Below are 12,680 nucleotides of genomic sequence, written 5' to 3' on the forward strand. Positions count from 1 at the left end.
ACATAGACAATATTATATCCGCCGCAAACATCACCGCCAAAGGTACGCAATGGATAACCTGCTGAACATAACTCTTGACGCAGCGCAACAGGATCAAAGAACTGTTGATGAGGATCGCCGCAGCATAGCGCCTCTCCTCGAGGGAATGTCTTTCTATGAAAGCATTCGTCATAATGACGACCGGGGTAGCGTAACTGAAATATATGACCCACGCTGGAATTGGCATCCCGATCCGATGGTTTTTTCCTACATGTTCACGATACGTCCAGGCAAGGTAAAGGGCTGGGGACTACATAAAGAGCATGAAGACAGATACTTTGTATTAAGCGGAGAGTTAGAACTAGTTTTGTTCGATCCAAGACCTGAATCGAGCACGTATAATAAAATTTGCAAAGTATATTTGTCTGGAAGCCAGCCAAGGCTTATAAATGTTCCAAAATTTGTTTGGCACGCAGATCATAATATTGGTACGTCTGAATTGATAGTGCTCAATTTTCCAACGATTCAATATGATCATTCCAAACCGGATAAATATCGACTTCCTCTGGACACGGATTTGATACCCTATGACTTCGGAGCCGCAAAAGGATGGTAAGCGATCCGCTGTTTTCGATATTGCTTCCTACCCATAGCCGGATCGATGTGATTGGGCATGCGGTACAGTCAGTCCTAAATCAGACAGTTAAGGATTTCGAGCTCCTTGTTGTTGGAGACGGCTGCCCCTCGGAAACGGCCGCTGTTTTGCAGGGGTTTAATGATCCTCGAATTCGCTTCTTTGATCTGCCGAAGGCGCCTTATTTTGGCTATGCAAATCGTAACATTGCGTTGAAGCAATCGCGGGGTAAATTCATAGCCTTCATGGCGGACGACGACCTGGTTTTGCCGGATCATCTCGAGGTTTTAGAGAATGCATTAAACGGCGGCAGTGCGCTTGCGTATTCGCAGGCCGTTTGGATTTCAACTGATGGAATTGCGGCGCCGTTTCTGACAAATCTTGAATTCGCTGATGAGTGTGAAGTTTTCATGCTGCATCAAAACTCGATACCAGCCAGCTGCTTTGCTTATCGGGCGGACGCGTTGTCGCGAAGGGATGCTTGGCCAGAAGATGTTTCTTCAGCCGCCGATTGGCGCCTATGGCACGAAATCATTCAGAAGAATCCAGATAACCCGTTAGTTTATTGCCCAGTGCCAACGGTTCTTCATTTTTCTGCTCGCTGGAAGCAGTCGCGGAACTCCGGCATGCCTCAGCTCGCCAATTTTCTTGAGATCGCAGACAATGCGGACTGGTGGCCCGAAACGCTCAAGCCGACCATACCTGCGTCAATGAGTGAACAGAGCGTGTTCGCGTCCAAGCTGCTTGAGGAACCAGTCGTTTGGCCTGCGAAACTGCGACGTGCCACAACGGATACAGTGAATAGGATTGCCTGGGATCGCATTAAAGTTTTGGGTGACGATGCGAGGAAGATAGAAAAGCTATCGGAAGACTTACGCGTGCTGACCGAGTCAAACAGTGCACTAGCTGAATCAAATCGGGTACTTTCAGAGCAACTAAATGCTCAAAGGGCAGAAAATGCGACCGGTTTAGTGGCATTGGCAAAGTCGCGTCAAGACACAATGGAATACAAAGAGGAGATAGACCAACTGCGTAATTCAACTTGTTGGAGACTTACGAAGCCACTGCGAAATGTTGTTGAGTTTCTTCGGCAATAATTGATCTACGAGAGGATAACCCCATAAGGTGCACAGTGGCTTCTATAAGGCCGAGGGCGACAGATTCTTCAAAATACTTTCGATTGCGTGAATATCGCCAGGCATGCAACAAGACGGCAGGACTGGTCAGGAGTCAGTAAGGGACGCTGGGCGCTGACCGATGTGCGTACCAGCGGCAAACTTTAAAAAATTGTCGACCAGCGAGAAGACAAGGGGATTGTATGTCCTGACGCTGAGCGAATTTTCCTATGATGAGGGCGTTAACTCTAGTTTGATCACCGTTGACCTTTCTCAATGCGCCCTGATTTCTATCTCGAGCTCTGTCATTCTCGAGCTGCTGACCAACAGACTCGTGTTAAGGATTGAGGCAGCTTGCAATATGATTTTGGTCAATTGCTGCGTGGTTTGGAAAGAATACAGAGTGAGCCCCTCAAAAGGGCCTTATTCAAAGATAATGACGCAGTTGACTTAACCGCGCTAGTTCTTCAATTACGCTATAACGCGTTCTAATAAATTCGAGAAAATGGCAGTAGTGACAAAAAAAAGATTGGCCCAGATAAAATCATGAGTACCGAAGTTTCGACAGCGCATGTCACCCACGAGGCCGTAATCGCCGAGCCGACAAAGGGAGCGAAGGTTGCTCTTCGCGACATCTGTGAAGCTCTATCGAAATATCGCTTGGCCCTGATATTCGGCTGGCAGGATGTTGCTCAACGATATCGCCGCTCACGCGTAGGTGCATTTTGGCTGACTTTGAATATGGCCGTATTCATTGGGGCGCTTGGACTGATCTTCGGAACGCTTTTTCAAAGTGAGATGCGTGAATTTCTGCCGTATCTTTGCGCTGGCGTGATTACGTGGGGCTTCATCTCTACCTGTCTAAGCGAGGGATGCACAACTTTTACCTCGTCAGATGGTATCATCCTCCAGGTTCGGATGCCTCTTTTTACCCATATTTTGAGAACTTTATGGAGAAATGTGATAATATTCGCTCACAATATCGTAATATTCCCAGCTTTGCTCTTAATACTCGGTAAAATGATTAGTTTTAACGCACTTTGGGCTGTTCCAGGATTTATTATTTTATGCTTGAATATGTCTTGGATGATGCTGATTCTAGCGGTGCTTTGTGCTAGATTTCGCGACATGACTCAAGTAGTTGTTAATGTTTTGCAAGTATTGTTTTACGCGACTCCTATCATGTGGATGGTGAAAATATTACCCGATCATGTTTCTCGAGCATTCATCGAGTTTAACCCGTTTTATCATTTCATTGAACTTGTAAGAGCCCCGCTCTTCGGGGCGCCACCTTCAATGCTTGATTGGACGGTCGGGTTAACATGCGCGATGATTGGCTGGATCTTAGCAGTCGTTTTCTTCGGACGGTATCGTTGGCGCGTAGCGTATTGGTTATAGAAAATGAGTTTAATTCAACTTCAAAATGTAAGCGTCGAATTTCCAATCTATAATTCGACAAGTCGATCCCTTAAAAATAGGGTCCTTAGCATAGCGACTGGTGGGAAAATAGAGAGGCGCAGCGACCGGCTCGTAATCGTTCGAGGCCTGGACAACGTTACTATGACTTTCAGAGACGGCGATCGAGTCGGATTGATCGGTCATAATGGATCTGGGAAAACTACGCTTCTTCGTGTCCTATCAGGTATTTATACGCCAACACACGGAAGTTCGGTGATCAACGGCAATTGCGTTTCATTGATTAATATCAATCTTGGCATCGACCCAGATGCGACCGGCAAGGAAAACATTCGTCTGAGATCCGCCATGATGGGTATGCCGACTGAGGAAATTGCTGAGAAGTTCGATCAGATTGCTGAGTTTTCCGGCCTAGGTGAGTTTTTGGACGTTCCGTTTCGCACTTACTCATCTGGGATGCAGTTAAGATTGGCATTTGCGACTTCGACCGCTGTCCGGCCTGAAATCTTAATCATGGATGAGTGGCTTTCAACCGGTGACGAAGACTTCAAAGAGAGAGCGAATGCACGAATGCGCGAGCTTGTGGACTCCACAAAGATACTCGTTCTGGCGAGCCACTCGAAGGATTTGATGAAAAAGAACTGCAATAGAATAATATGGCTTGAACACGGAAAAGTTAAAATGGACGGCTCGCCTGATGAGGTCCTTGCGACTTACTTCGGAGAATGATGAGACGCTGCCTAAACCTCTAACACGGAAAAAATTTATGCGATAAAGCGGATATTTTTGGGGCGTTTGTTCAAAGCAAGCTAATTCGTTTGGCCTCGAAGTCAGGAGGTCAAAGCTTATAGGCGAGGCGCCGGCAACCACCAAAGTTTGCGGCGTACGATTTTTCGTTACCATTTCAGGATGAATTCATAATGCCAAAACTCTATAGCCGCCTCAGACAGCTAAACAACGCACTACGATACCTAGGTCGAGGTGACTTCTCAGGCCTGTTGAAGCGTCTAAAATGGTACCAGAGAGAATACTCCCACGTTAAACTGCGCCGCCATCTCGCCAATGGAAACGGTGTAGTGTGGGGAATCCTTTGTACGCCGCACACCCTATTCATCGCGCGGGCGGTGTCGGAACGTCTAGCGAAACATGGAATTGAGAGTGAAATTATCACCGGTTCGGTTCAGACATTTGACCATGATTTTTACATTGTTTTATGCGCACAGATGTTTAAACGTCTTCCTCCAGCAAGCAAGCGTGTAATTTTTCAGCTTGAACAGTCGGTGAGTTCGCGCTGGTTCACGCAGGAATACATGAATATACTAAAGGATTCGCTGGGCGTCCTAGAGTATTCTTTAACGAATATCGATTTTCTGGCCAGAAATGGTTTGAGTTACCCCAATGTACATTATCTTCCCATTGGAGCTGTTAATGAAGATGCATTTGCGAGTAATACAAATTCGAAAAAGTATGATTTTATTTTCTACGGAGATAGTTTAAGTAGTGAAAGGAGACGCTCATTTCTTAATAAGCTCCAAGAAAAATACAAAGTAAAAATTTGTAATGACTTATTTGGAGCGGAGTTATACGATGAGCTTCGCCAGGCTAAGGCTGTCATTAATATTCATTACTATGAGGGCGCTCTACTAGAGATGCCACGCTTGTGTGAATGTATTTCATTAGGGGTACCGGCTCTGTCAGAAGGTACGACAGACCAAAATGAGTATCCCGAACTTGATGGCGCGGTGACATTTTTCGATGAGGGTTCGATTGACGCTATGATGGCCGCCGCTTCTGAAATGCTAGACAACATTGAAGTAATAAGCAAAACGATTGCACCCGCGGTCTCTGTCAGCACTGCACGTTTCAACTTTATGTTCGACCGCTTCCTCGTCGCCATTGGTGTCGTTCCAGCCAATGTGATTCTAGATGGACCAATCTATGTGGCTCGCCAAAGTGATTTTTTTGCCCTCTCGTTACCAGAGACGATAGATAGGCGACGGTCGTTGGCTAAGTCGTTACCGGTTGGGTGCGAACTGTTTGACGGCATCCGACACAGATTGGGTTGGATCGGCTGTGGTAGCAGCTTTAACGCCCTTTCGCGTTTTGCTCTCGGGAATGGATTAGACAAGCTGATCGTTATCGAAGACGATGCTGACCTTCCACAAAATTTCAACGCAATTCTACATGAGGTAAACGGCTACCTCGACCAGCGGAAAGAAGATTGGGATATATTTTCAGGTTTAATGGCCGACATCCATCCAAATGCAAAGGTACTGTCTGTAGAGACGTTTGATGGACGCATCTATGTTACTATCGACAAAATGACGAGCACTGTATTTAATATATATAATAAACGCGCTTTAAAACTGTTGTCGAATTGGAATCCCCTCGACGACGATGCTGTCACGAATACAATCGACAGATATCTTGAATGCCAAGAAGACCTTCGCGTTGTTGTTGTTCTGCCATTTATTGCAGGACACAAGGAGGATGCTACGTCGACACTTTGGGGGTTTGAAAATCGGCGGTATACACCAATGATTGCAGAAGCGCAGCTGAAAATAGAAATGTTGGTGCAAGAATGGCAGGCTAAGCAGTGATCCAAATTTGAACTAGGCAAAGCGGCAGTTTTATTCCACCTCTGCATGGCATTTCGCCCGATCTGCCTCCCGGCGGGTGCCAGTTCATTTCGCGGGGCAGCTTTGGAGTCAGACAACCTAATCGTCCGGGAATCAGAAATGAAGAAGCCTGAAGCTAACTCGCGGATTGAAACAAGTTGATCGAGATCAAAAAACTGCGTAGCCGCGTCAGGGCGGAATCAAGCGGCGTATAATGCCTATCGCAGCGGTTCTTTTGGCAAATATTTGCACCCGGTGAAGACCACCGTAGACAAATTGGGCGTCTCCAATTCAGATCTCATCAAACGGCAGCCAGGCGGATCAAAGGCGCGTGGAGTACAAGCCATCGGATCGGTGGATAGTCATAATTAGGGATAAAGGCGAGGCGCCGGTAATCCAGTGTTAGGGTCACACGGGTCATAGCATTGTGGGCAAAGACTAACGTTGCTGGAAAGAAGCTACCTTCCCCACGGAAGCTTTATAACAGCAAAATCAAGGTTCGGCGCTTATACCCGCGCTGGTGCTCATTTGACTGAAGTGCAGACGCTGGCAGGGCCCACCCCTTTCTTATCCCTTCCATCATTGGCACCTTTAGTTGTGAGGTACTAACTTAAACGGCAATTGCAATTGTGGATATCTTTGTCTTAACGTAGGCGGATTGAGCTAAAGTTCATCGAACGGCGCTCCTGACCAACCCGAGCATACGCAGCCTGTCCCAGGTTTCAAGGGACGAACATCGCTCCGGTCCCTCGACGAATGAATTGAAGGCAATAACGATTGCACCTACTTTCGGCGCTCGTCATGGCCTCCCGTCGGTGATTATAACAGATAAGAAAAACTAGCCGAGCTGAACCATGAAATGGGTAGAACTCTGGTCTCCACGGTCATAGTGGCGCGAAAACTATCTAACTAGTTTCATGGTCCAACCTTCTGGATTTATATTGAAGGTATATTCCGTTCCTGCCGGCAATTTCGCGAACTCCGATGCCTGAATACTCCACATAGTGTCACGAAGAGGGGGCATTCGAAAGTTTGGCGCGATTAAGGCAACTATAGCTGCCATCGATACAGTAGTTGCAATAATTTTCGTTGTATTATTTAAACGGGATAACAAATCAGAGCCCACGGAGATGAGAATAGTAAACCAAGCTATACTGGTAATAACAAAGTATCTTCCGCCGACGTTGTTTAAAAACTGAAGTTGCGGTTCAGTTGCGTTTATCATCGGTTTCATCAGTGCAGTAAATATCATTAGAAATGAAAAAAGAATTACGCATTTAAATTGCCATGTTAGTTTGAAGAACGCGTAAATCAGACTAAGTACTCCGAGAATCGAGATTAAAGTATTTAGGACATGTTGGTCGAACAGCCAATGGATTTGTACTTCCGATAAGAAGGCGCCCAAAAATATTCGCGCAGACAGAATGCTAGTGAGTATGTCAAATGAAAATCCCAACGGAGCACTTACCCTCGCGGATTGCCCTAGAATTAGGATTGTTACCACTTGTACGAGAAGGATGGTCGTGAATACTCCCGCAAATAACAACCCTTTTCCGCTAAATAAATACCGGCGATAATCTGCATCGAACCACGCTCTCATGCAAACTAAAGGGGCGATAAATATTATGAATGGTCCACTTAGACCGGCCAAGCATGTCACGAATATGTCATGACAGAACCAAATATTCGTTTGGGGCTTATTGCATATTATAATACACACGAGCCACATTGATAAATACCAGTGTGTATTTGTAATGTTGGCATGAACTTCACTCAACCCAGGCATGAGTACAATAAAGCAGCAAACCAAAATCCTCCCTTTCCAACTGAAATAATTCATTCGGGAAGAAAGTATAAAAGAAACTAAAATACTTCTAAAGGCGATGGATACAATATTGAAAAGGAGAGGAGCGTAAGCGACAGGAAAAAAAAGAGAAATTAAACCTGTCAACTTTGAGACGGTTTGATAATAACCATCTTGTGGCCAAAGTAGTGAGATGGGACCATTGCTATACGCCTGCTTATACCATACCACACCATCTTCCGCCCAGAAATTTGGATTTGTAATGATGTCAGGTCGACGGAGAATGAATACAACGAAGCTTACCAAAAAAGCCCCTAATGGAAGCACTATATCGATAGATGAAAACTTGCGAATATGCATCAAGACCACGCCTGTCGTTTTAGGTTTCCTATCAGGGCCCCTACAATGGGTCAACCAGCACATATAATTCGATTGGACTGGAACGAGGTGGTCATTGGGCGACAATAGATTTTGCACATAGAGTGTGTTTATCATGCGCCAGTGGCGAGTTTTTGGAGTCAAAAGATGGCTGATGCGCCTATTCTTTCTATTGTCATTCCTATGATGAATGAACAGGAGGCGGTGCCGGTTCTTTTCAACCGGTTGTTTCCTATTCTAGAAGAAACGGACCGCTCTTTCGAGGTTATATGCGTTAACGATGGTAGCAGCGATGACACTTTGGGGGCTTTACAACAAGTTCAAAGACAAAACCCTTCGGTTGTAATCGTAGATCTAAGCCGCAATTTTGGCAAGGAAGCTGCTCTTACTGCTGGTCTCATGCAAGCGCGTGGCCAAGCAGTGATACCTCTCGATGCAGATCTTCAGGATCCTCCTGAGCTTATTGTCGAAATGCTGAAGCTATGGGAGCAGGGAGCTGAGGTTGTATTAGCAGTCCGGACTAAAAGGGAGACAGATACTCCATTAAAGCGAACTACAGCGAATGCCTTTTATCGGATCATCAATTCAATCAGCGATATTAGTATACCGCCCAATGCTGGCGATTTCCGCTTAATGGATCGCGCTGTTATAGATGCATTAAAGCAACTTCCCGAGCGCAGTCGGTTCAACAAGGGATTGTTCGCTTGGCTAGGATTCAAGACTGAGACAATTCAGTATGAGCGTCCTCCGCGAGAAGTAGGTAATACCAAATGGAACTATAGAAAGCTTTGGAGTTTCGCACTAGACGGAATTACTTCTTTCAGTTCGTCTCCATTGAGGGTCTGGAGCTATTTAGGCGTTATCATTGCGGGTTGCGCCATGCTGTATGGTCTCGTGGTTGTCTTCAAGGTTCTGGTTCTTGGTCTTCGGGATGTTCCGGGGTATGCATCCCTTATGGTCGTCCTGTTGTTCTCGAATGGTATTGTGCTAATCGGTTTAGGAGTGATTGGGGAATACCTTTCTCGTGTATTTATAGAGACAAAGGGTCGACCGCTAGTAATTGTTCGAAAGGTATACGTATCGAAGTAAATGAAAAGTATATTTCATCAGATAGGTTTTTTCGGGTTCGTTGGCTTGCTAGCAACGTTTTTACACGCTGCAGTTTTTACTGCTCTATCGTGGATTAATTGGGAACCTTTGGCTGCAAATGTTATTGCATTCATCTGTGCGGTACCAGTCTCTTTCTTTGGGAACCGTGTCTTAACATTTAAGGCGCAAGGGAACTTATTTAGATTCATATTGATGTCATTAGGTGGCTTATTCATGAATCATTTGAATGTATGGATTATTACCTCGGAGATCGGTTTAGACTGGAAATTTGTACTTCCTGGCATGTTGTTGATTGTACCTGCATTCAGCTTCTTCATTAGCAAATTCTGGGTTTATCGAACATTTGAAAGTTGATCGGCTATTCTAGATTTCCCGACAGGCTGCTGACATTGTTAGTTCTCCTAATAATTTCTTTATCAGACGCCGTAGACCGCATGCGAGTTCGCGTATGCCATAGTCTCAGCATAAAAATGCGTCCGAGGGGCTGCCATCGGGTGAAGTGTTGACTACATAAGCTCAACTCGGTGGAATTGACCTGATGTGGTGGACGGCTCTCCCTTATGTGACTTTCGACAGCCACACTTTGGCGTATTACGATGCGGGAGCGAAGGCTGCAGGTCAGTATAGGCAAACCCTTCGCAACAAAGCGTTTCCCAGTATTGCTTTTGAATGAATCGGCTCATGAGTGTTGCGGGGAATTCGAGAAGTGAGAACATGAAGCACGGTCTTGCGTCGGATGTACTGACAGCGAGGATGAATGTAATCCCGCTTCGGGGCTTTTACGAGGGCGTCCGACCGGCTGCCTAACGGGGGGCGCCACTGTCCTGAACCATTGTGTAAGACTATCGCCTCAGAGAACGGTCTCGTATCCGTCGCCGTATAGGCTGCCCATTGTCTGAGAGATGCTCTGTGGCATGTGGAGCCCACGTTGCTGCGACCTCTATTTGACTGCCATCCAGGCAATGATCTCCTGGTCGAGAGGGGATGATCAAGACCACGCGAATGATTCCGTCATTCCAGCAGTGAACGCCAGTCCTTCAAAGCAGCATCTCAGGTTTGCATGCATATCCACGATCTTGCCGTCGTGATTGCCTCCTTAGGAACGGCCGTATGCTCCTCCAGCAATTTGCCGTGGTTGACAACTATTTGATGAACCCGTTTGGTATTGACGACAGGCTACCGGCCGATCGCCTTTCGCGATTGAGAAGTGTGGCGACCTGCGGATAGGCATAATTTGACCTCCGGTCTACCGGCCTCCGAAAAATGGGCAGAAGCTTCGCAGCGTCAACTTTTATGAGGTCGGAGTGGCTTTGATCTGTCATTCAACCGCTCGATGAGAGCCGAGCGGGAGACGTCCAGCGTGTCAGACACGGCCTTCGTCGGAGCTGTCCTTGGTTAACAAGATTTGCCGCGATATCCGTAGTTTTGAGTCTACTTTCTGAGCGGTTTCACGGAGCAGCTTGACTTCCATCGCTTGGCGACCAAGCATACGCTCCATATCGCGGATGCGAGCTTTCAGCCTCTTCCCCTCCGACTCGTCCACAGTCGGCTCGTCCGAACCAACTGCCGTAACGCCTCCCCGACCCAAATGCGCATCGCAAACGGATGGCAAATTTCACAGTAGACGCTCTAATCCTTTGGAACTTGAAGCTTAACGGTATCCGCTAAGCGCTTACATTCAATTGTAGAGGACCTGCATGACATCCGGACGATAATCGTGCTTCTTATAACACGAATGCTAAGTGAGGATTGAGCATTCGATTGACTTTTGTTTCTGGATGGCCGCGGGCCTTCAGTTGATTACTTCAGAGTATAGTGTCTCTGCTCGCGCATATCTGCTACTGTTCTCACGGCAGTACGAATGCCGCCGCTTCTCACTGCGGAAGCCAGTTTCTGAAGATTGTACCTGTAATGGTTTGGACTTAAGATGAAAGCGAACAGGCCATGAAGAAACCTTGAGCTTGCTAAGCTTTTTCTATCCAACCACGAAAGTTGGAGAATCGGGTTCCCAACGAAATGCTGACTGTTGCTATCGTTGGACGCAGCGACAAAAGCCTCTCCAATCGAAAATGCTATACTGCTCGACTTGTTCAAACACAGAAGGCGAGCCAGTTCTGCACGTGACTGGTAGCTTCTCGACTGCCGAGAAAGTGTCATTGTTCCCCCCGCGTCGTTAGATCCTCGGCGGTGTGAAGTGCTTAGAAGCTTTGGGGTGCTGAAGAAAATAGAAGTCGGGTTCAAAAGAGAAAATATAGCTGTTGTATAGTTTTCAAAAAACGTAATTTTATCATAGATGTCTATTGGATTTCTTTTGAGTGTTTTTGTACTATAAAATACACTACACAATGGAAGTTCATCAATACCGTTAAAAATTAGAGGCCAATCATGTGAATGACGCCCTTTCTTTGAAACCGTATTTTTTAGATCTTCTGTAGAATCTTTGAAAAAAAATCTATTTTCTACTACCAAACTGGAATTCTTCGGTAAGCAAGTTAACAAGTTAGATATGTATTCGGCATTTTCGGAAACAATGTAATCACCATCCTCAATGAATAGAACAAATTCTTCTTCAATGACATTAATTGCATCCCTAATAAGGAAACTTTTTCTATCATCACAGTGCGGCAAATCGATGTTTATTACAGTGATATTGCTATGCGATAACCTGTCGATATTTTTATCGGAATTTCCTGCTACAACATATGTTCGTATTGACTGGTTCTGAGAAACTTCTGAGAATTTCAAGGTGTCGGTCACAGCGCGTGACAGAGAAGCGTCATCTTGAGACCCAAATATGATCACAAAAGCTATAGTTGCTTTAGGTCGTCCAGTGGAGGCGTTTTCGATTGCCTTACCGCAAATGTCGAACTGCCCTTGCGTTCTTGCGGATGGAAGTTTCAGTGTTCCGTTGAGCGTATATACGAGTTCATTTGAAAGTCTGTTTGCCAAATAATCGCGGAGACCTTTTGCGCTGAATGCGCTGTCAAACTCCGATTGATTTCCTTTACTGTCGTGGTAACAGGCGAGATTGGGTGCAATCAGCACCGCAAGTCCAGCAGCGAGTGTCTCAATTGACAAACTAATGTCATAGAATTGGAAGCCCTTGAAATTAGGTAGGCTGACACTGGCTTGTCGCAATGCCCGGCAGTTCAATAAAATCATGTTGCCATCAATTGTTTCAGCGGGCAGCATGTAGCCACACAAGGATGGTCCGCCGTGTGGGTCGAACAAATATCGGCATGCCCTGGAATTGCCCGCAAGGGTAGGAGCAACGATTCCTGCGTTGCCACAAATGCCCCAATTTGGCCAATCTGCGTCCAACTCTTTTTTCAGTTCTTCAATATGAGCGTTGATACCTGATGGCAGAAAAACATCATCGTGTACGAATAGGGCATAATCATCATCACCGGCGATGATATTCTGCAGCAATTCAAAGAGCGAGCTCGTACCCTGGTGTAGTACGACATCTTTCGCTCCTGGATTGTTCAGCATGAACATCTTCGCGTATTCGTCATTTCTAGCGGCGACGTGGATTCTCATGATTTGCCTTTTCAAGATGTTCTTCACCGTGACCCATGGAGCATTCACGGTCAATGTCTTTAGGTGTCGACGTTATCAAATTTAGA

9 protein-coding genes are annotated in these 12,680 nt (G+C 46.0%); 7 read left to right on the plus strand and 2 right to left on the minus strand.

The annotated features are described in order from the left end of the window. The first annotated feature begins 49 nt into the window (after positions 1 to 49). The 5 genes from KMS41_11695 (at position 50) to KMS41_11715 (ending at position 5,744) form a co-directional block, all read left to right on the plus strand. Positions 50 to 595 (plus strand): dTDP-4-dehydrorhamnose 3,5-epimerase family protein, encoded by a 546-nt coding sequence (locus KMS41_11695; GenBank protein ID QWK79600.1) that lies wholly within the window; start codon positions 50 to 52, stop codon positions 593 to 595. Continuing rightward, positions 589 to 1,710, plus strand: a complete 1,122-nt coding sequence (locus KMS41_11700; protein ID QWK79601.1) for a glycosyltransferase — start codon at positions 589 to 591, stop codon at positions 1,708 to 1,710. Before KMS41_11695 ends, KMS41_11700 begins: the two co-directional genes overlap by 7 nt. A gap of 564 nt (positions 1,711 to 2,274) precedes the next feature. Further along, a complete protein-coding gene (locus KMS41_11705) occupies positions 2,275 to 3,126 on the plus strand; it encodes an ABC transporter permease (GenBank protein QWK79602.1) in 852 nt (283 codons plus the stop codon). A gap of 3 nt (positions 3,127 to 3,129) precedes the next feature. Further along, positions 3,130 to 3,873, plus strand: coding sequence for an ABC transporter ATP-binding protein (locus KMS41_11710; GenBank protein QWK79603.1), 744 nt, complete (start codon positions 3,130 to 3,132; stop codon positions 3,871 to 3,873). A 191-nt stretch (positions 3,874 to 4,064) separates the two neighbouring features. Beyond that, complete coding sequence (locus tag KMS41_11715) at positions 4,065 to 5,744, plus strand: methyltransferase type 11 (GenBank protein QWK79604.1); 1,680 nt, start codon at positions 4,065 to 4,067, stop codon at positions 5,742 to 5,744. A 919-nt stretch (positions 5,745 to 6,663) separates the two neighbouring features. Here KMS41_11715 and KMS41_11720 read toward each other — a convergent pair. Then, entirely contained in the window at positions 6,664 to 7,926 is a 1,263-nt protein-coding gene (locus KMS41_11720) for a hypothetical protein (GenBank protein ID QWK79605.1), read from the minus strand. A gap of 165 nt (positions 7,927 to 8,091) precedes the next feature. Between KMS41_11720 and KMS41_11725 the strand changes: the two genes are divergently transcribed. Both KMS41_11725 and KMS41_11730 read left to right on the plus strand, forming a co-directional pair. Then, positions 8,092 to 9,033, plus strand: coding sequence for a glycosyltransferase family 2 protein (locus KMS41_11725; GenBank protein ID QWK79606.1), 942 nt, complete (start codon positions 8,092 to 8,094; stop codon positions 9,031 to 9,033). After that, the gene (locus KMS41_11730; GenBank protein ID QWK79607.1) at positions 9,034 to 9,408 is read left to right on the plus strand and encodes a GtrA family protein; all 375 of its coding nucleotides are present in this window, start codon (positions 9,034 to 9,036) and stop codon (positions 9,406 to 9,408) included. 1,446 nt (positions 9,409 to 10,854) lie between these two features. On the opposite strand, the gene KMS41_11735 is transcribed toward KMS41_11730, so the two are convergent. Further along, the gene (locus KMS41_11735) at positions 10,855 to 12,546 is read right to left on the minus strand and encodes a hypothetical protein (GenBank protein ID QWK79608.1); all 1,692 of its coding nucleotides are present in this window, start codon (positions 12,544 to 12,546) and stop codon (positions 10,855 to 10,857) included. Positions 12,547 to 12,680: the final 134 nt, after the last annotated feature.

This window comes from Ochrobactrum sp. BTU1 (assembly GCA_018798825.1).
GTDB lineage: Bacteria > Pseudomonadota > Alphaproteobacteria > Rhizobiales > Rhizobiaceae > Brucella.